The organism is Microlunatus sp. YIM B11417, from assembly GCF_059617205.1.
In genome coordinates, this window is the sequence record NZ_JCAMPJ010000004.1 from 424,632 (window position 1) to 444,324 (window position 19,693).

At 70.7% G+C, this 19,693-nt stretch carries 16 protein-coding genes; 7 read left to right on the forward strand and 9 right to left on the reverse strand.

The window, feature by feature from the left end; genetic code table 11:
* Nucleotide 1 precedes the first annotated feature (1 nt).
* The gene (locus AC6CCG_RS21465; protein ID WP_496656685.1) at nucleotides 2-2,623 is read right to left on the reverse strand and encodes a helix-turn-helix transcriptional regulator; all 2,622 of its coding nucleotides are present in this window, start codon (nucleotides 2,621-2,623) and stop codon (nucleotides 2-4) included.
* 126 nt (nucleotides 2,624-2,749) lie between these two features.
* On the opposite strand from AC6CCG_RS21465, the gene AC6CCG_RS21470 reads away from it, so the two are divergent.
* Nucleotides 2,750-3,361: a dihydrofolate reductase family protein gene (locus AC6CCG_RS21470; protein WP_496656686.1), complete on the forward strand. Its 612-nt coding sequence runs from the start codon at nucleotides 2,750-2,752 to the stop codon at nucleotides 3,359-3,361.
* 14 nt (nucleotides 3,362-3,375) lie between these two features.
* On the opposite strand, the gene AC6CCG_RS21475 is transcribed toward AC6CCG_RS21470, so the two are convergent.
* The gene (locus AC6CCG_RS21475; RefSeq protein WP_496656687.1) at nucleotides 3,376-4,428 is read right to left on the reverse strand and encodes an ABC transporter substrate-binding protein; all 1,053 of its coding nucleotides are present in this window, start codon (nucleotides 4,426-4,428) and stop codon (nucleotides 3,376-3,378) included.
* Between the two features lie 85 nt (nucleotides 4,429-4,513).
* On the opposite strand from AC6CCG_RS21475, the gene AC6CCG_RS21480 reads away from it, so the two are divergent.
* On the forward strand, nucleotides 4,514-5,404 hold the full coding sequence (locus tag AC6CCG_RS21480) for a siderophore-interacting protein (RefSeq protein ID WP_496656688.1): 891 nt from the start codon (nucleotides 4,514-4,516) through the stop codon (nucleotides 5,402-5,404).
* On the opposite strand, the gene AC6CCG_RS21485 is transcribed toward AC6CCG_RS21480, so the two are convergent.
* A complete protein-coding gene (locus tag AC6CCG_RS21485) occupies nucleotides 5,401-6,354 on the reverse strand; it encodes a helix-turn-helix transcriptional regulator (RefSeq protein WP_496656689.1) in 954 nt (317 codons plus the stop codon). The genes AC6CCG_RS21480 and AC6CCG_RS21485 overlap by 4 nt on opposite strands.
* A gap of 68 nt (nucleotides 6,355-6,422) precedes the next feature.
* Between AC6CCG_RS21485 and AC6CCG_RS21490 the strand changes: the two genes are divergently transcribed.
* Both AC6CCG_RS21490 and AC6CCG_RS21495 read left to right on the forward strand, forming a co-directional pair.
* Nucleotides 6,423-7,541, forward strand: a complete 1,119-nt coding sequence (locus AC6CCG_RS21490; RefSeq protein WP_496656690.1) for an epoxide hydrolase family protein — start codon at nucleotides 6,423-6,425, stop codon at nucleotides 7,539-7,541.
* A gap of 162 nt (nucleotides 7,542-7,703) precedes the next feature.
* A complete protein-coding gene (locus AC6CCG_RS21495; protein ID WP_496656691.1) occupies nucleotides 7,704-8,846 on the forward strand; it encodes a Gfo/Idh/MocA family protein in 1,143 nt (380 codons plus the stop codon).
* Between the two features lie 60 nt (nucleotides 8,847-8,906).
* On the opposite strand, the gene AC6CCG_RS21500 is transcribed toward AC6CCG_RS21495, so the two are convergent.
* The 6 genes from AC6CCG_RS21500 to AC6CCG_RS21525 all read right to left on the reverse strand — a co-directional run bounded on the left by AC6CCG_RS21500 (nucleotide 8,907) and on the right by AC6CCG_RS21525 (nucleotide 14,907).
* Complete coding sequence (locus AC6CCG_RS21500; RefSeq protein ID WP_496656692.1) at nucleotides 8,907-9,932, reverse strand: LacI family DNA-binding transcriptional regulator; 1,026 nt, start codon at nucleotides 9,930-9,932, stop codon at nucleotides 8,907-8,909.
* A gap of 84 nt (nucleotides 9,933-10,016) precedes the next feature.
* Nucleotides 10,017-10,868: a carbohydrate ABC transporter permease gene (locus AC6CCG_RS21505; protein ID WP_496656693.1), complete on the reverse strand. Its 852-nt coding sequence runs from the start codon at nucleotides 10,866-10,868 to the stop codon at nucleotides 10,017-10,019.
* Nucleotides 10,865-11,782, reverse strand: a complete 918-nt coding sequence (locus tag AC6CCG_RS21510; protein ID WP_496656694.1) for a carbohydrate ABC transporter permease — start codon at nucleotides 11,780-11,782, stop codon at nucleotides 10,865-10,867. Before AC6CCG_RS21510 ends, AC6CCG_RS21505 begins: the two co-directional genes overlap by 4 nt.
* Before the next feature lie 205 nt (nucleotides 11,783-11,987).
* Entirely contained in the window at nucleotides 11,988-13,319 is a 1,332-nt protein-coding gene (locus AC6CCG_RS21515) for an ABC transporter substrate-binding protein (RefSeq protein ID WP_496656695.1), read from the reverse strand.
* A gap of 237 nt (nucleotides 13,320-13,556) precedes the next feature.
* Nucleotides 13,557-13,949, reverse strand: a complete 393-nt coding sequence (locus AC6CCG_RS21520) for a VOC family protein (RefSeq protein ID WP_496656696.1) — start codon at nucleotides 13,947-13,949, stop codon at nucleotides 13,557-13,559.
* A gap of 55 nt (nucleotides 13,950-14,004) precedes the next feature.
* A complete protein-coding gene (locus tag AC6CCG_RS21525) occupies nucleotides 14,005-14,907 on the reverse strand; it encodes a helix-turn-helix transcriptional regulator (RefSeq protein WP_496656697.1) in 903 nt (300 codons plus the stop codon).
* Nucleotides 14,908-14,961: 54 nt separating this feature from the next.
* On the opposite strand from AC6CCG_RS21525, the gene AC6CCG_RS21530 reads away from it, so the two are divergent.
* Genes AC6CCG_RS21530 through AC6CCG_RS21540 form a run of 3 tightly spaced genes read left to right on the forward strand, consistent with a single transcriptional unit; the run spans nucleotide 14,962 to nucleotide 19,668 of the window.
* Nucleotides 14,962-16,482, forward strand: coding sequence for an MFS transporter (locus tag AC6CCG_RS21530; protein ID WP_496656698.1), 1,521 nt, complete (start codon nucleotides 14,962-14,964; stop codon nucleotides 16,480-16,482).
* A gap of 32 nt (nucleotides 16,483-16,514) precedes the next feature.
* Nucleotides 16,515-17,123: a TetR/AcrR family transcriptional regulator gene (locus AC6CCG_RS21535; RefSeq protein ID WP_496656699.1), complete on the forward strand. Its 609-nt coding sequence runs from the start codon at nucleotides 16,515-16,517 to the stop codon at nucleotides 17,121-17,123.
* A complete protein-coding gene (locus tag AC6CCG_RS21540; RefSeq protein WP_496656700.1) occupies nucleotides 17,107-19,668 on the forward strand; it encodes a PEP/pyruvate-binding domain-containing protein in 2,562 nt (853 codons plus the stop codon). The genes AC6CCG_RS21535 and AC6CCG_RS21540 overlap by 17 nt, the downstream gene beginning before the upstream one ends.
* The last annotated feature ends 25 nt before the right edge of the window (nucleotides 19,669-19,693 follow it).

Here is a 19,693-nt window from a genome sequence, read left to right on the forward strand (position 1 = left end):
GTCACCGGGCCGGCGGAGGGCCGATCTCGGCGGCGCTGCGGGCCAGCTCGGTGCGGTTGGCGACGCCCAGCTTGGCGTACACATGGGCGAGGTGGGTCTTCACCGTGCCTCGGCCGATGAACAGCTCGGCGGCGATCTCGGGGTTGGACAGGCCGCGGACGGCGAGGTCGACGACCGAGCGCTCGGCCGGGGTCAGGCTGGCCCAGCCGGAACCGGCACGATCGGCCGACCGGACCCGCAGCGCCCGCTCCACGGCCTGCTCCAGGGTCAGCGCACGGCCGCGGTCCAGGCCGACCTCGAACTCCTCACCCTGCGGCAACGCGGGCTGTCCGGCCCGGTAGCCGGTTTCGGCCCGGGCCCGGTCTGCTCCGCCGTACAGGATCGCCGCTCGCTCCGGCGTCCCGGCCAGCCCCGCCAGGGCCTCCAGGCTGTCGATCTGGGCGAGCCGCAGGTCGTGTTCGGACCGGAGCCGGAGCGCCTCCCGGTGTTCACCGGCCGCCCCGACCGGGTCCCGCGGCTCCCGCAGTCGCGCCCGTTCGAAGATCAGCTCGGCCCGGATCGCCGGCATCGCGTCGAGGATCGGCGACTCCTGCGAGCGGTCCAGCAGCGCGGTCGCACCGTCGGGATCACCGGCGGTCCGGCGGGCCGCGGCCTGCACGATCAGCAGATCCGGGGTGGCGGCGAAACGCTCCCGCGCGCACCAACGCGTGGCGGCCGCGGGATCCTCGCTCCACAAGGCGATCCGCGCGCGCGTGGCGTACCAGCCGGGCAGGTAGGGCTCCTCGTCCGCGCGGTCGATCAGCCGCTGCAGGTCGGTCAGCAGGGCCTCGGCCCCGGCCAGGTCGCCGCCGAGGCCGAGGATCCGGGCCAGTCCCCAGGTGGCGACACCGACCCGGGCGAAGTCGCGCAGCGGCTCGGTGATCTCACGGGCCCGCCGCGCGGACTGCTCGGCGGCCGCCAACTCGCCCACCGCGGCCTGGCTCAGCGCCAGCGCGCAGAGGCCGGTGCCGGCGATCCCGCGGTCGCCGCGCTCGATCAGGCCCGGCACGGAGCGGCTCAGCCAGTCGATCGCGTCACGGTGCTGGTCCAGCAGCGAATGGACCAGGCCGACCAGCACCCCGCCCGCATCACGTGCGAACAGATCGCCGGTCTCGGCACCCTCCCGATGCCCGAGGTACGCCAGTTCGCGCGCCCCGGCCAGGTCGAAACCGATCCGGCCGATCGCCATCAGCTGGCGGGCCAGCCCGACGGTGCGGTGGTCGCCGGCCGCCTCGGCCAGGGTCAGGGCACGTTCGGCCGACGGATAGCCGACGCCCGGCTCGACCACGTCCGCGACCAGGGCGTGCCCGACCAGGACCCGGGCCTGCAGCGCGTCGTCGGTGCCCGGATCCAGTTCGGCCGCCCGCTGCAGCAGCAGCAGCCCGGGGCGGTCGCCGGTCAGGTGCCACCACCAGGCCGCCTCGGCGCAGAGCCGGCGGCCGAGCTGGGGGTCGGCGCCGGCCAGGCACCACTCGGCCGCCGCCACCAGGTCGGCCCGGAGATCGCGGACCCGGTCCCGCCAAGCGTCCTTGTCGGTGATCAACAACGGCGCCAGGGTCGCGAACTGATCGGCCACGATCCGCGCATGCCGCCGCCGTACGTCCTCCTCCTCGCCGGCCTCGCGGAGCCGGGCCAGGGCGTATTCGCCGATGATCTTGAGCAGATGATGCCGGGCCCGCGGTCCGGTCGGATCGCAGACCACCAGGGACTTGTCGATCAAGCCGCGCAGGGCCCGCAGGTGCGCCTCGGCCGTTCGGTCGGTGCCCTCCGCCAGCGCCCGTACGGCCTCGACGCCGAACTGCTGGAACGGCGCCAGCCGGCGCAGCAGGACCCGCTCGTCCTCGGTCAGCAGCCGATGGCTCCAGGCGAAGGAGTCGGCCAGGGTCCGTTGCCGGAACGGTGCCGACCGGCCGGCCTCGTCGTCCAGCAGCGGGTGCCCCGGCTCCTTGATCAACAACTCCGAGATCTCTTGCAGGGAAAGGGTTCCCGACCAGGAAGCGGCGAGTTCGAGGGCCAGCGGCAGGCGGTCCAGTCGGTCGCAGATCCGGCGGGCCGCGGCCCGTGCGTCGTGATCCCCGGGATCGGCGCCGGCCCGGTCCAGGAACAGGGCGATCGCCTCGTCCAAGATCATCGGGGCCAGCCGCCAGACCCGTTCGCCGGTCACGCCCAGCGGCTCCCGGCTGGTGGCCAGCACGGTCAGGTCCGGGTAGCGGCGCAGCGCGGTCTCGGCGAACGTCGCGACCCCGGCCCGTACCTGCTCGCAGTTGTCGATCACGATCAGCGCCGGCCGGTCGGCCAGCGCGGCGACCACGGCCGTCGGATCGGAACCCGGGACCGGCGCCGTGACGGCCTCGGCGATCCGCGCCACGACCTGGTCGTCGCGGGTCTCCTCGGACAGGTCGACCCAGACCACCTCGGCCGGACCGGCCTCGCGCGCCGCCCGGATCGCCAGTCTCGTCTTGCCGCAGCCGCCCGGCCCGACCAGGGTCAGCAGTCGGCTGCCGACCAGCCCTTGGGCGACCGACTCCAACTCACCGGTGCGGCCGACGAACGACGACAGCTCGCCGGGTAGCGGGATCCCCATGGGCGACGAGTCTGCCACCCGGCGCGGGAAGATCGGCCACCTGGCAGATGTAGCCACCCACCCCGCCCGGACAGGATCGAATCACTGCGAAGGATCGCAGCCACAACGAAGAGAAGGAACACCGAAATGACCGAGCAGCAGACCACCACCCGGACCGTCCTGGCGAACTTCACCATGTCGCTGGACGGCTACGTCACCGGCCCGGGCGGCCCGGCCGACATGAGCTGGGTGGTCAAGCACGCCGTGAGCGAGCAGGCCCGCGACATCTTGACCCGACTGGTCAACGGCACCACCGCCGTGCTGGGCCGGGTCAACGCCGAGGGCTTCCGCGGCTACTGGGTCCCGGTCGGCCAGGACGAGAACGCCGACCCCCGCGACCGTGCCTACGGCCAGTGGCTGGAGCAGGTGGAGAAGGTGATCTTCTCCACCACCCAGACCGCCACCGACTGGCACAACGCCCGCCTGGTCGCCGGTGACCCGGCCACGCTCATCCGGGAGCTGCGGGACCAGCCGGGCGGCGACATCGTGATCAACAACAGCCTCAGCCTGATCCGGGCCCTGTTGGCCGCCGACGAGCTGGACCGGCTGATCGTGACCCTCTGCCCGGAACTGTCCGGCGGCGGGGTCCGGCTGTTCGAGGACGGCTTCCCGTCCACCTCCTGGAGCCTGACCGATGTCACCAGCACCGACAGCGGCGCCGTCATCCTCACCTACGACCGCGCCCGCACGGCCTCCTGATCATGGTCCGCGGCTCAGCCGAGGCGTCCGTACAGGATCTCCCAGAGGCGCAGGCACTCCGTCGCGGCGAGGACGGATCCGGAGTTGAGTCGGGAATCGGTGTAGCCGACCCGGCCGGCCCGGACCGCGGGCAGGCGCTGCCAGAGCTGGTTCCGTTCCAGCTCGGCGCGCTGCTGCGGCGTGTTGGCGACGACCATGATCAGGTCGGCCGGGACCAGCCGGTCCAACTCCTCGAGGCTGAACTCGAGGTACGCGCCGTCCGGCCCGTACGGCCCCGCGCCCTGCCTGGCCTCGTCCAGGAACGGCAGGTAACGGCCACCAAGATCATGATGGGTCCGGGCGGGCAGGTAGAAGCCGTCGGAGTTCGAGGAGGAGAAGGTGCCTTCCGCGCCGACCTGGATCACGGCGGCAACCGCGGTACCGACCTCGGAATGATCGGCCCGGAACTCGGCGAGGGCGGCCTCGTACCCCTCGATCGCACGGTCGGCCTGATCGTTCCGGCCGGTCCAGCGGCCGGCGTCGATCAGGCCGGTGCGCCAGTCCAACCGATCGATCTCGACCGGGATCAGCGGCGCGAACGGCGCCAGCCCGTCCTTGACCGGCTCGAGGTTCAGGGCCCTGCCGATGATCAGGTCAGGCCGCAGCGACAGGACCTTCTCGACGTCGGTCTCGCCGCCGGGGATGATCTCGATCCCGGCCGGATCGAAATCGAGGAACGGTGAGGCCTTGCCGTCGGCGCCGATCGCGTTGCTGCCCAGCCCGACCGGTCGCGGCAGTCGGAGCACCAGCGCCACCTCCAGATCCTGGCGGCCCTCCAGCACCACGACCCGCTCGGGTGCGACCGGCACCTGGAAGGTGCCGAGCGGCGTCTCGGCCGTGATCATGGTCGCCTGGTCGGGACCGGCCGGTCCGTCGGAGGTCTGCCGGCAGCCGGCCAGTGCGGCCGTCGCCGCCGTTGCGGCGAGGAAGCCGCGGCGGGTCAGTTGGTCGACGAGTTCGCGCCATCGTTCGTCGAGGTCGGACCCGACCTCGATCACGGGCGGAGCGGCTGGAACGGTGGTGATCATCAAGGCCTCCCGAGGGTCGGGCAGCGGGCGGCGCGACCCGATACAACAGGATAGGCTAGCCTTAGTTGACGAGCGAGGGGGGATCGTGAGCAGGCACTCCTACTACTACGAGGCGACGGTGACCGGCGCCGAGCGGCTGACGCCCAACATGGTGCGGATCCGGTTCGGTGGCGATGATCTTGGTCGCTTCGTCAGCAGCGGCCAGGCCGACGAGCGGCTGTCGGTGATCTTCCCGCCCGAGGGTGCCGACCGGCCGCCCGTTCCGACGCTGAGCAACGGGATCTACGGCTATCCCGATGACGAGGAACGGCCGCCGATGCGCAGCTACACGGTGCGCCGTTGGGATCCCGTCGCGGCCGAGATGATCATCGACTTCGTCGTCCACGAGGGCGGCGTGGCGGCGCAGTGGGCGCTGCGGGCGGCCCCGGGCGACGTGGTCGGCCTGACCGGTGCCGACGGTTGGTATGCGCCTCCGGTCGATGCCGGCTGGCAGTTGCTCGTCGCCGACCTGACCGCGCTGCCCGCGGTCGGCCGGATCATCGAGGAGCTGACCCCGGGCGACCGGGTGCACGCGATCATCGAGGTGATCGATCCGGCCGACGAGCAGCGCTTCGAGACCCGCGGCGACGTCACGTACCAGTGGCTGCACGGGACTGGGCACGGACTGACCGAGAGTGCGCTGCCGGAGGCGGTGCGGGCCTACGACCTGCCGGAAGGGCCGGGCTATCTCTGGTTCGCGGGGGAGGCCGGCGCTTCCCGTACCGTCCGGAAGTTCGTCCGCGGCGAGCTCGGCTGGACCGCGGACCGGTTCGAGATCATCGGCTACTGGCGGCACCGCAAGGAGGAGTGGCTGGCCCGCTTCGACGCGGTACGGGACGAGATGGCGAAGGCCCTCGACCACGCGAACACCGTCGGCACCAACCGGACCGAGGTCCGCGAACTGTACGACGACGCCCTGGAACGGGTCGGCCTCTAACGATCGATGGCCCGCAGATAGCGCTCGGCGACGGCGCGGAGCGCGGCCACCAGTTCGGGCGGCTCAGTCACGCGGAAGTCCAGGCCGAGCATGCCGATGTAGACCGCGACCGTGTCCACGCTGTCGGCGCCGGTGACCAGCACGCACCGCTCGTCGTCGATCTCCTCGACCAGCCCGACGGCCGGATTGATCCGGGCCAGCACCGTGGCGGCCGGCGCCAGCACCGTGATCCGGACGTGCACCTTCCAGCCGGTCGCGGCGACATCGCGCAGGACGAAGGCCGTGTAGTCGCCGCCGGGCAGCGCGACCGGCGCGAACCGCCGCCCGGTGGCCATCCGCGGTTCGAGCCAGTCCGCCCGGAAGGTGCGCCAGCGGTCCGACTCTCGCCCGACCAGATACCAGCGGCCCTGCCAGGCGACCAGCCGGTAGGGCTCGACGGTCAACGGCAGGTCGGCACCCGGATAGTCGAAGCGCACCAGCTCCCGGTCCCGGATCGCCGCGGCCAGGGTGCTCAGCAACTCGGCGTCGACCTCGACCTCGGGGTCGGCCGTCGCGGTGTTCCGCGGCCCCTCGCTGGTGGCCTGGTGGATCGCCGTGACCCGGCGTTTCAGTCGGTTCGGCAGCACCTGCTCGAGCTTGGCCAGGGCCCTGGCGCTGCTCTCCTTGACGCCGCCGACGCCGGTCGTCGCGCGCAGCCCGAGGGCTACCGCGACCGCCTCCGAGTCGTTCAACAGCAGCGGCGGCAGCTTCCCGCCCGCGCCCAGCCGGTAGTGGCCGGCGGCGCCGCGGACAGCATCGACCGGATAGTCCAGGCTGCGCAGCCGGGCGATGTCGTTGCGGACGGTCCGCTCGCTCACCCGAAGACGTTCCGCGAGCTCGGGACCGGTCCAGTCCGGCCGGGCCTGCAGCAGGCCCAGCAGCGCCAGCAAGCGGGCCGCGGTGTCGGTCACGAAATTCCTCCGGATCCGTCCATTAATCAGGAACGAAACTTTCCTGATTGAGATACAGAGTAGTGGTCATGACGAACCACACCCCGTTCACCGTCCGGATCCCGCAGACCGACCTCGACGACCTCAAGGATCGGCTGGCCCGGACCCGGCTGCCGCAGGCCGCTCCCGGCGACAGCTGGGACTACGGCACCCCGAACAGCTACCTCGCCGAGACCGTCGCGTACTGGAAGGACGAGTTCGACTGGCGGGCCCAGGAGGAACGGCTCAACGCCTTCCCGCAGTACCTGACCGAGATCGACGGCCAGACGATCCACTACCTGCACGTGCCGTCCGCGGTCGCGGACGCGACGCCGGTGCTGCTGGTGCACAGCTACCCGGGCTCGTTCGCCGACTTCCTCGACGTGATCGGCCCGCTGGTCGATCCGGAGGCGCACGGCGGCAAGGCCGAGGACGCCTGCTCGGTGGTCGTCCCGTCGATCCCCGGTTTCGGCTTCAGCACCCCGCTGGCCGACGGCGGTTGGACCCTGGCCCGAGTGGCCAAGACCTTCGACATGCTGATGCGCGACCTCGGCTACAGCTCGTACGGGGTGCACGGCAGCGACGCCGGCGCGATGGTCGCCCGCGAGCTCGGCCTGCTCGAGCCGGAGGGCTTCCTCGGTCTGCACGTGCTGCAGCTGTTCTCCTTCCCGAGCGGCGATCCGGCCGAGTTCGAGAGGCTGGAGCCGGCCGACTATGCCGGGCTCGAGCACATGCAGTGGTTCCAGTCGGTCGGCGGCTACAACGGGATGAACGCGTCCCGGCCGCAGACGATCGGCGCCGGCCTCGCCGATTCCCCGGTCGCCCAGCTGGCGTACTCGGAACTCTTCGAGTCCTTCGGCAACGGCACCAGCCTGATCACCCGGGACCAGCTGCTCACCCAGGTCTCGCTCTACTGGCTGACCAATACCGGCGCCACCGCCGCCCGCTTCTACTACGAGGAGGCGCGGGCCCAGGCCGAGCCGCGGGTCAACAAGTCCCGCACCGGCGTCGCGGTCTTCGCCTCGGACTTCCAGACCATCCGGGTCTTCGCCGAACGGGACAACGCGGCGATCGAGCACTGGAGCCGATACGAGGAGGGCGGCCACTTCGCCGCGCTGGAACGCCCGGCCGACGTCGCCGCCGACATCCGGACCTTCTTCGCCGGCTGACGTCTTCACCACACTTACTGGCGCTATACCAGGGAAACATCTCTGGTATAGCGCCAGTTTTTCACGTTACGTGAAAAACCGACCGACGCCGGGGAGCGTTCGCGTCCCGTGATCATGAACGCCCGGCAGACGCGCCAGGGCTCGGCAAATAGGATGAACCGCATGGCGACGAGGCGAAAAGTAGCGATCCTGGGTGCCGGCATGATCGGCGAGGTGCACCGGCGGGCGGCGGTGCTGGCGGGGGCCGAGGTGGCCGGCGTGATGGCCTCCAGTCCGGAGCGGTCGCGGGAGGTCGCGGACGCTTGGGGTGTCGAGACGGCGTACGCCAGCATCGAGGAGGTGGCCGCGTCCGACGTGGAGGCGGTGCACATCTGCACGCCGAACTCCTCCCACGTCCCGTACTCGATCCAGCTGATGGAGGCCGGCAAGCACGTCCTGTGCGAGAAGCCGCTCGGCACCGGGCTGGACGAGGCCCGCGAGGCGGCCGCGGTCGCGGAGCGGACGGGCATGATCAACACCATCCCGTTCGCGTACCGGTTCCACCCGATGGCCCGCGAGCTCCGGGCGCGGGTGCAGTCCGACGCGTTCGGCGCGGTGAATCTGATCCACGGCAGCTATCTGCAGGACTGGATGCTCAATCCGCTGGCCAGCGGTTGGCGCGTGGATGCCAAGGCGGGCGGGCCTTCCCGGGCGTTCGGCGACATCGGCTCGCACTGGTGTGATCTTGCCGAATGGGTCACCGGTGACCGGATCGCCGAGCTGGTCTCGACGACGTCGATCACCATCCCGAAGCGGCCGGCGGCGACCGCGGCCTCGTTCAGCGCGGTCGAGGGCGGCGACGCGGAGCTGGTCGACGTGACCACCGAGGACAGCGCGTTGATCTTGTTCCGGACGCAGAAGGGCATCGCGGGCTCGGCCGTGATCTCGCAGCTCAGCGCCGGCCGGAAGAACCGGCTCTGGATCGAGGTCGACGGCGGTTCGCAGAGCGCGGTCTTCGATCAGGAACACGCCGAGCAGCTGTGGATCGGCGCCGATGCGGAGACCACCCTGCTGGTCCGGGATCCCAACCAGGGTTCGCCGGAGCAGCGCCGGCTGGCCGGGCTGCCGGCCGGGCACGCCGAGGGGTACGCGCAGTGCTTCGAGCATTACGTCGCGGATTCGTACGCGGCGATCGACGCGAAGGTCTCCGGCTCCGGCGAGGCACCGCAGGGCCTGCCCACGTTCGCCGACGGCGTCCGCGCCGCCGAGATCTGCGACGCCATGCTGCGCTCCGACGCCGAGAAGACCTGGGTCAAGGTCGGCTGACCTTCAGTTCCCTGAGCTTGTCGAAGGCAAGGCCACCTCGGGCTCGGCCCTTCGACAGGCTCAGGGAACGTTGTGGTTCGGTGCCGTGCTGCCGCGGATGATCAGGTCGATGGCCAGATCCAGCCGCGGCGCCGGCGCCGTGTCGTCCAGGTCGAGCACCAGCTGGGCAGCCTGCCGGCCCATCTCGGTCAGCGGCTGCCGGATCGTGGTCAGCGGCGGCCCGGCCCATTCGGCCACGCTCAGGTCGTCGTAGCCGATCACCGAAAGATCCTCCGGTACGGCGAGCCCGGCGAGCCGCGCGGCCTCGTACACGCCGAGCGCCATCAGGTCGTTGCAGGCGAAGATCGCGGTCGGCCGTTCGGGCCGGTCCAGCAGCTCCTGGCCCCGGGCCAGGCCGCTGTTCCGCTCGAAGTCGCCGAAGACGATCAACTCTTCGCAGACCGGCGCACCGGCTTCCTCCATCGCGGCACGGAAACCGGACAGCCGGGCCCGCGAGCACATGGTGTCCGCGGGTCCGCCGACCACGCCGATCGTCCGGTGCCCGAGCGACAGCAGGTGCCGGGTGGCGAGCAGGCCGCCGTTCCAGTTGGCCGAGCCGACCGACGCGACGTCCGGGGCCGGGTCGCCGGCCGGATCGACCACTACGAAGGGGATTCCACGGGCCCGCAGCTGGTCCCGCTGCGACCGCGAGATGCCGGACAGCACCAGCACGATGCCGGCCGGGTTGCGCTGCATCAGCCCGTCCACCCACTCCGGTCCGGGCCCGGAATGATCACCGCTCTCGGTGACGACGACGCCGAGCCCGCGCTCCCGGGCCACCTGCTGGACGCCACGCAGGATCTGCAGTGCCCAGACCGAGGAGAACCGGGCGAAGACGAGCTCGATCAACGGTGCCGCGTCGCGCAGCCCGCGGCGCTGATAGCCGTGGTGCTGCAGCAGCGCCTCGACCCGGGCCCGGGTCGCCTCGGAGACGCCGGCCCGCCCGTTCAGCACCTTCGACACGGTCGAGGTGGAGACGTCGGCGTCCGCCGCGATCCTGGACAGCGTCGACCGCGCGACATCGCCGCCGTTGTCCGTGGTGTCCACGCTGCCTCCCTCCGGGACCGCCCCCGCGGTCATCCGGGCCCATCCTGCACCAGATCCGGGCTGTCCCGCCGCTCCGTGTTCCGGTCAGCGGCCGGCCAGCGCACCACCGATGCCTCCCACGCTGAAGTACCGGTTGAGCGCGGCGAACAAGATCACCGGTGGCAGCATCATGATCACGGCCACCGCCATCACCGGGCCCCAGTTGGTCGCGTTCTGCTGGAAGAAGGTCTGCAGCCCGACCGGCAGTGTGTAGTTGACGTCCGAGCGCAGGAAGACGACCGAGATCAGGTAGTCGTTCCAGGCCAGCAGGAAGCAGAAGATCGCCGTCGACAGCACCCCGGGCAGCGCGTTGCGCAGCACCACTCGGACGAAACCGCCGAACAGCGAGCAGCCGTCCATCCAGGCCGCCTCCTCCAGCGAGATCGGGATCGAGTCGTAGTAGGCCGCCATCATCCAGATCGCCACCGACAGCGTGGAACCGACGTAGATGATCGTCACGCCGCCGAGGTTGTCCACCAGGCCGAGCGTCGAGAACAGCATGAACAGCGGGATCACCGCGGTCACCACCGGCAGCGACTGCACGATGAACAGGGTCAGCGAATAGCCGGAGACCAGCCGGTTCCGGACCCGGGACAGCACGTAGCCGGCCGGCGCAGCGACGGCCAGCGAGATGATCACCGTGACGATCGTGACGCCGAGACTGTTCTCCAGCCAGTAGTCGACGTTGGTCTGGCTGAACACCAGGGCGAAGTTCTCCAGGGTGACGCCGGTGGTCGCGCTGCCCAAGCCGGGCAGCAGCGACAGGTAGACCACGGCCGCGATCGGTACCACGGTCACGGTGGTGACGATCAAGATCAGCACGAACCGCCACCACTGGCCGCGGTCCGCCAGCGGCGGCCGCCGGCTCCGGCTTCGCTCGCGTACGGTCTCGGTCATTCGATCTCCACCTTCCTGATCTGCCGATAGAGCAGCACCGAGATCACGACGAGCACCAGCGTCATCAGGAACGCGATCGCCACGCCGGGCCCGGTCTGGAAGTTCTGGAACACGGTGCGGTACGCCAGCACCACCAGCGACGTGGTCGCGTTGACCGGGCCGCCGCCGGTGAGCAGGAAGATCGTCGGGAAGTCGTTCACGCAGAAGATCGTCATCAGGATCCAGCTGATGTACGTGGAGCGGGAGATCAACGGCATCGTGATCGTCCGGAACGCCTGCCAGCCGGTCGCCCCGTCCACCTTCGCGGCCTCGTACACACCATGATCGACACCGGCCAGCGCCGAACTCATCATCATCATCATGAACGGGAAGCTGACCCACACCTTGAACACGCAGACGGTGATCTGGGCCAGCAGCGGATCGGCCAGGAACAACACGTTGCCGAAGCCGATCGCCTCGGCCAGCATCGGCAGCGGGCTCTGCGGTGTGGCCACCAGCCAGTTCCAGGCGGTCGCCGACACCACGATCGGGACCACCCACGGCAACAGCAGCAGCACCTTGAACAGACCACCGGCCGGGATCCGGGTCCGCAGCAGCAGGGCCAGCGCGAGCCCGATCACCCAACTGCCGAAGACGCCGGTCACGGTGAAGATCACCGTGAACAGCGCCGAGCTCCAGAAGTCCGGGTTCTGCAGCACGTCGGCGTAGTTGTCCAGCCCGACGAACCGGCCCAGGCTGATCAGGTTGCCGGCCCGGACCGACTGCATGCCCGCGTAGAGCAGTGGATAGAGGTTGATCAACAGGAGCAGGATCAACGACGGCAGAGCGAGCAGCACCAGGGTGATCGCCGAGCGGCGGAAGCCGCGACGGCGCCCCGGCCGACCGGTGGCGGGCCGGGGCCCGGGTCCGGCCATGCCGACGCCGCGGCGGGCCCGGTCCCATCCCTCGGTCAGGGCGGATCGTGCCGGAGCGGACTGGGTCGGGGCGGACTGTGTCGGAGCGGATTGTGTCGCGGCGGGCCGGGTCGGCGGTCCGGGCTCCGGCGGTCGGTTCGCCGGGGACTCCGGACGCGGATCCGATGGCCGCGGGCCTGGTCGTGCCACGTCGGGTTCCCCCCGCTCAGCCCTGGGCCTTGATCGCCTTGGCCACAGCGTCCTGGAGCTTGGTCAACGCGTCCCGGGCCGTCGTCTTGCCGCCCAGCACCGACTGCGTGAAGGTGTCCATCGCCGGCGTGCCGTCCACCGTGGTGACGCCGAGGAACAAGGCGTCCGAGCCCGGTGCGGCCCAGGTCTTGGCGATCGGCTGATACTCGGTGATCGCCTTGACCGCGTTGGCGTCCTTGCGGAAGCCCTCGGTCTCGGTGATCGACTTCAGTGGCGGCAGCCCGATGCCGGTGTTCTCGGTCCAGAGCGGCGCCATGTTCTTGTAGTAGTAGGTGACGAACGCCTCGGTGGCCGGCTGACTCGGGGTGTTCGTGTACATCATGATGTTGTTCGGGAAGTAGAGCATGCCCTGCTTCCCGGCCGGGCTGGTCAGCGGGCTGCCGACGGTGAGCTGCTTGGCGATGTCGCCGCCGACGTTGTTGGCCAGGCCCGCGGTGTCGAAGCCCATTCCGTACTTCTGCGCCTTCCACTGCGACTGCGCGTTGTCGCTGGTGTAGGTCGGGCTGGCCGGGTCGACGTAGCCCTTGCTCACGCATTCCAGGACGAACTCGATCGCCTCCAGGTTGGCGTCGGTCAGCATGTCCGGCTGCTGGTCGGCGCCGAACAGCCCACCGCCGTTGTTGATCATCCAACTGACCAGGATGTGGCTGCCGGTGAAGGCGCCCGCGCCGGCCGCGGTGCCGTACCCGTAGACGCCGATCTTCTTCAGCGCCGCGCAGGTCTCGAGGAAGCCCGGCCAGTCCTTCGGCGGCTCCGCATCGGCCTTCTGCAGCAGGGTTTTGTTGTACCAGAGCACCCGCATGTCGAGGTTGTACGGGACCGCCGCATACCCCTTCTCGACCTTCATCGTGTCGATCAGGCCGGGCAGGAAGTCGTCGTAGAGGCCGTCCTTCTTCCAGGACTCGAGCAGCCCGTCGGCGTAAGCGATCTTGCCCTGCGCCTCGAACTGGAAGGCCTGGGTGCCGCCGCCGGAACTGACCGCCGGACCGGTGTTGGAGGCGACCGCGGAGGAGAACGTCTGGGTGAAGTTCGCCCACTGGATCACCTGGTAGGTCGCGGGGCCGAGCCCGTCGGCCGGCTGGTAGGCGGTGGTGATCTTCTCGTCGACGACGTTGAATTCGGTGTTGCCCCAGGGCATGTTCCAGAACTTGATCGGAGCAGTCCCGCCGGACCCTCCGTTGTTGGCCGCCCGGTTGCACCCGGCCAGGGCGCCGGAACCGGCCAGGCCGGCCGTCGCCGCCAGGCCGAGGAATCCCCGACGGGGGAGCGAGCTGAGGGATGTCGCCATGATCTGCCCTTCCGCGGCCGCGCGCCGTCGCGGGCTGCTGTTCGGCGATGAACGAAAAGTGTCGCAGGTCTACGAAAAGATTCGTACGACTTCGTTCAGCATGCTCCCCGCTCTAAATGATGTCAACCGTCAGGACGCAACAAGACCCGAGTCCACACGGGGGTGGACTCGGGTCACGACGTCATACGGCGAGGTCGAAAGATCGCTAACGATTAACGAAACATTCGATCTATGCGGTCAGTTCTGCCAGAGTGCGAGGCAGAACGGGTGCCCTGCCGGGTCGAGCAGGACGCGCCAGGTCTCGCCCGGCTGGTGCTCCGGCTGGGTGGCGCCGAGCTCGACGGCCTGCTTCGCCACGGCGTCGATGTCGTCGACCTTGAGGTCGAGGTGGAACTGCTTGGCGCTGTCGTTGTCCGGCCACGGCGGCGGCGTGTAGTGGTCCACCTTGCCGAACCCGATCGCCGGACCGCCGTCGCCCGTGATCATGGCGACGTTCTCGTCCTGGTAGGCGACCGTCATCCCGAGCAGCTTCGTATAGAAGTCGACCAGCGGTGCCGGATCGGCGCAGTCGATGGTGAACATCGCCACGCTGGCCGGCGCGGCTGCCTTGGATGGTTGTTCTGTGCTCATGACACCGAGTCAACCGCATCGGGCCCGGCTGAGCTTGAAGAAATCCGACCTATCGTCAGCCGACCTGCTGCAGCGGCGCCCTGGCGCAGCGGCCGTACCGGGCCAGATCGGACCAGTCGGCGAACGGCTTCGGTCCGGACTGCTGCCACCGGTGCAGGGTGTGCTCGGTGGCGGCGTCGACCGGGCAGTAGATCACCATCCGCAGCCCGGCCCGCGGCTGCAACCACTGACTGGCGGTACGGAAGCGGAGCAGCCCTGCGGCCGGGTGCTCGAACAGCTTGGTCCGTCCGCCGGGCTGGGCGACCCGGTGTTCGGCCCAGCCGGCGCGGAACTCCGGCGAGATCTCGATCAACTCGTCCACCAGGTCCTGCCAGCTCGGCTCGCCGAGGTGCTCCGCCAGCGCGGCCCGGTAGAGCCCGATCAGGTGCGCCGACTCCAGTTCCCAGTCGGCCATCATGCTCCGCCAGCGAGGCTCGGCGAAGACCAGCCAGAGGTTGTTCCGCCGGCCCGGCGGCAATTCCTGGGTGACCCCGAACAACTGCTCCGACGGGCGATTCTGGGTGACCACGTCCAGCCTCGTGTTGACCAGGCAGGCGGGCAGCGGCGCGACCGCGTCCAGCACGTGCCGGGTCACCGGGTCGACCTGGGCCGCATCGTCGACGGCCGGCGGCGGGGCGGCCCCGGCCAGCGTGAACAGGTGCGTCGTCTCGCCGCCGTCGAGCCGCAGCGCGCCGGCGATCGCCTCCAGCACCGACGGCGAGGCGTTGATCGGCCGGCCCTGCTCGAGCCAGGTGTACCAGGTGACGCCGACCCGGGCCAGCTGGGCGACCTCCTCGCGCCGCAGCCCCGGCGTCCGGCGCCGGCCACCACTCGGCAGCCCGACCTCCTCCGGCTGCACGCGCTCCCGCCGGGAACGCAGGAAGGCGGCGAGTTCGGTACGGCTGACCGCGGTGGACATGCCTCCATCGTGCCCCGTCCCGCTGACAGGTTTCCAGGTGCTTCCGGTACCAGGATGAAGACGCTCTGGTACCAGGTTCCCGGTGCGCCGAAGGTGATCAGCGTGACCGACGAACAGGTGCTCACCCGGCCCCGGACCCGCATCCGCAATCTGACGGGGCGCGAGCGGGCGACGAGCGGGCTCCCCGGCCTGGTGGTGATCCTGGCCGGCGCCTTCCTGGCCACCGGAAGCTTCTTCGTGATCAACGTCGCGCTGCCGACCATCGGTCGCCAGCTCGGCGCCGATCCGGGGCTGTTGCCGCTGCTGGTGGCCGGCTACAGCACCCCGTACGCGGCCCTGCTGGTGGCCGGGGGCCGGCTCGGCGACCGGTACGGCCGGCGCCGGATGTTCGTGATCGGCGCCGCGGCCTTCGCGCTGGGCACCCTGTGCTGCACGATCGCTCCCGGGTTCTGGACCCTGGTCGCGGCCCGGGTGCTGCAGGGCTCGGCGGCCGCCCTGCTGACCCCGCAGGTGCTGGGCACGATCCAGGCCACCTTCAGCGGAGCGGCCCGGCAACGCGCGATCGCCTGGTTCGGGTCGACCCTGGGCCTGGCCGCGGCCGGCGGTCAGCTGCTCGGCGGGGTGATCGCGGAGTACGACCTCGGCGGCCTGGGCTGGCGGGCGATCTTCCTGCCGCTGGTCGTCGTCGCGGGGCTGCTGGCCCTGCTGGCCGTCCGGCTGGTCCCGGAGACGACCGGGCAGGCGGTCAAGATCGACATCCTCGGCGCCGCGCTGCTCGCGCTCCCGCTCGTGCTGCTGTTGCTGCCGCTCAGCCTCGGCGCCCGGCTGGGCTGGCCGGTGTGGACCTGGCTCAGCCTGCTCGCGGCGGTCCCGGCGGTGGTGATCTTCGTCGCCGTGGAGCGGCGGATCGAGGCGGCCGGCCGGACGCCGCTGTTGCCGCCGTCGTTGTTCGCGCTGGGTCCGTTCCGGCGCGGGCTGGTGACGGCGCTCGCCTTCTTCCTCGGTCTCGGCGGGTTCTTCCTGGTGATCGGCTTCGTGCTGCAGGGCGGCCTCGGCCTCGGCCCGCTCGGTGCCGCTCTGGTGCTCACGCCCTATGCGCTGGCCTTCCTGGCCTGCTCGATGATCATTCCGTGGCTGGTCCGGCGGTTCGCGGGGCGGGTGATCATCGCGGGAGCGGTGGTCCTGGTCGTGGCCAATTTGATCATCGCGGTGCGGTCCTGGCTGACGTACGCGAGCCTCAGCGGGACGGCCCTGCTGCCGGAGTTGATCATGCTCGGCGTCGGGCAGAGCCTGGTGATGATCCCGGTGTTCGGCCAGGTGCTGGCCCAGCTGCCGGCGGAGCGGGCCGGCACCGCCGCCGGGGTACTGACCACCACCCAGCAGATCGGCATCGCGCTCGGTGCGGCTGCCTTCGGTGCGGTGCTGTTCGCGGCGCCGCACGGCCCGGTGCACTCGCCCGGCTGGGCCTCGCTGACCGTGATCGTGTTCACCGGAATGGCCGTGTTGGCAGGGATCACGGCACTCTGCGCGGGCGTCGGCGGCGGCCGTGATGAACGTCGCAGGAACGGCCGTTGACCGTCGGCTGAACAAATGTTTAGTCTGGCTGGGTGAGCGAGGACTCGGGTCTGGAACGGATTCGGGAGGCGGCGGTCGAGCTGTTCGGCCGGGCCGGCTTCGGTGGCACCACGGTGCGGGCCATCGCGGCCCGGGCCGAGGTCTCGCCGGCGTTGATCATGCATCACTTCGGCTCCAAGGACGGCCTGATCCGGCACTGCGACGACTACGTCCTGGGCCACATCGAACGGTTGCGGGACGACTACCTGCGCGGCGGGACGACGATCGACTCGGTCGCCGACTACCTGGGTGATCATCCGGAACTGATCGCGATGACCCGTTACCTCGGCCAGGCGCTGCTGATCGGCGGCGTGGCCAGCCGGCGGGTCTTCGACCGGATGATCGACGCCGCTCGCAACAACCTGGTCACCGGGATCGAGGCCGGCCGGATCCGGCCGGTGGACGATCTCGAGGCCTACGCGGCGATCCTGGCGAGCTGGAACGCCGCTTCGTTCATGCTCGGTGACGCCATCGCCAGCCGGCTGGGCGGGGCCAGCCTGCTCGACCCGGGTGTCCTCGAGCGCGTCAAGGACGCGGCCGACGACCTGCGGAGCCGCGGCATTCTGCTCCCCCAGAGGAATGATCATGATCTTCGTACGTGAGCTGGCCGACCCGGGCTCCGGACTGGCCGACGTCGGCGGCAAGGGCGCCTCGCTGGCCGCCATGATCGGCGCCGGCTTCGACGTCCCGGACGGCTTCCAGGTGGTGACCGACGCGTACCGCGCCTTCGTCGACGAGCACCGGCTGCAGGCTCCGATCATCGCCGCCCTGGCCGGGGTCGACCCGGCCGACCCGCGGAGCACCGCCGCCGCGTCCGCCGAGATCATCGGCCTGTTCCGGGCCCACGCGTTGCCGGCGGCCGTCGCGACCGCGATCGAGAAGGCGTACGCCGACCTCGGGGCACCGCCGGTCGCGGTCCGCTCGTCGGCCACCGCGGAGGACCTGGAGTCGGCGTCCTTCGCGGGTCAGCAGGACAGCTTCCTCAACATCCGCGGGCCCGAGTCCTTGCTCACCGCGGTCCGGGACTGCTGGGCGTCGCTGTGGACCGACCGGGCGATCGGGTACCGGGCCCGGCAGGGCATCGACCATGATCAGGTCGCGCTGGCCGTCGTCGTGCAGCGCCTGGTCGAGGCCGACGCGTCGGGCGTGCTGTTCACCGTCGACCCGGTCACCGGTGCGGCCGATCAGGTGGTGATCAACGCGGCCTGGGGCCTCGGCGAGGCGGTGGTCAGCGGTGCCGTCACGCCGGACGTCTACCGGGTCCGGCGCGGCGACCGTACGGTCACCGAGGCGACCGTCGCGGAGAAGACGATCATGACCGTGCTGACCGAGGGCGGCACCGAGGAACAGCCGGTCCCGGCCGACCGGCGGACGGAGCCGGCCCTGACCACCGAACAGGCCGTAGCCCTGGCTGAACTCGGGATCCGGCTGGCCGACTGGGCCGGGTCCGAGCGGGACGTGGAGTGGTGCCGGGCCGGCGACCGGCTGCAGATCGTGCAGTCCCGGCCGGTCACCGCCGTTGCCGCCGAGACCGTACCGATGCGTGGGCCGGACCCGTGGAACGACGCCCGGGACAGTGATCATCTGTGGGCCAACACCAACGTCGGCGAGGCGATCCCGGACGTGCTGACACCGGCCTCCTGGTCGGCCGTCCGGCTGTTCATGGCCAGGGCGATGCCGACGGCGAGCATCCCCGGCTACCTCGGCTACGGCCGGATCGCCGGCCGGATCTATCTCGACCTGTCGATGCAGGCCAGCCTGCTCGGCGCGTTCGGCGTCGGCGAGGGCCGGTTCCGGTCCATGATCGGCACGCTGTTCGGCCGGATCCCGGCGGACCTGCCGATCCCGAAGGCGGCGATGAGTCGCTGGCGGGCGATCCGGACGCTGATCCCGATCGTGATCGGGATGCGGATCCTGGTCCGCCGGAACGTCGGCCTGATCGATTCCTTCGTCGCCGAGCACCCCGCTCTCTGTGAGCGGCGGCGCGCCGAGATCGCCGCCGTCGGAGACCCGGTGGCGCTGGCCGCGCTGTGGACCGACACGCTGCGGCCGGAGTTCGACCACGCCGGTGACCTGCTCACCGCCGCCACCCGGAGCACCGGCCTGGGCCCGATCACGACGCCGGAGAAGCTGGCCGCTCTGGTCGGCGAGGCGGAGGCCGCCAAGATCACCTCCGGGCTCGGCGCCAGCGCCGGGCAGTTGGCCAGCCTCGGCCTGGTGGCCGGCCTTGATCAACTGGCCCGCGGCGAGCTGGACGCCGAGACGTTCAACCGGCGTTACGCCCATCGGGGCCCGCACGAGTTCGAGCTGTCCAGCCCCCGGCCGGCCGAGGAACCGGGCTGGATCGAGCAGTGGCTCGCCGAGCAGGGCGACGGCCCGGACTTCGCCACCATGATCACCCGGCAGCAGGAACAGCAACGCGAGGCGTGGGACCGGCTGGCCGCGGCCCACCCGAAGCAGGCCGCCCGGCTGCGGCCGCTGCTGGCGCGGTGGGCCAAGATGAGCCGGGACCGGGAGCAGACCCGCAGCGAGGTGGTCCGCTACTTCTGGGTGATCCGCGACTTCGTCCGGCGGGCCGGTGAGCTCCTCGGGCTCGGCGACGACGCGTACTTCCTCGACCTGGACGAACTGGTCGCCGCCCTGCGCGGTGAGCCGGTCGACCCGGGACTGATCACGGAACGACGGGACGCCTACGACCACTACCGGGCACTGCCGGCGCCGCCGAGTCTGATCTTGGGCCCGTTCGACCCGTACCGCTGGGCTGCGCAGCCGAACCGGCGGACCGATCTGTGGGCGCCGGGCCGGCCCGACGATCATGAAACGGGGGACGTGATCACCGGCTTCGCCGGCGCCGGCGGGACGGTCGAGGGCGTCGCCCGGGTGATCATCGACGCGGCCGACGGCGACCGGCTGCAACCGGGCGAGATCCTCGTCACGTCGATCACCAACGTCGGCTGGACTCCCTTGTTTCCCAGGGCTTCCGCGGTCGTCACCGACATCGGCGCTCCGCTCTCCCATGCGGCGATCGTCGCTCGCGAGCTCGGCATCCCGGCGGTCGTCGGCACCGGTACCGCGACGATGCGGATCAAGTCAGGGGACCGGATCCGGGTGGACGGGTCGGCCGGGACGGTCGAGCTGCTGACGTAGCGAGGATCGAACCCTGAACAACGTT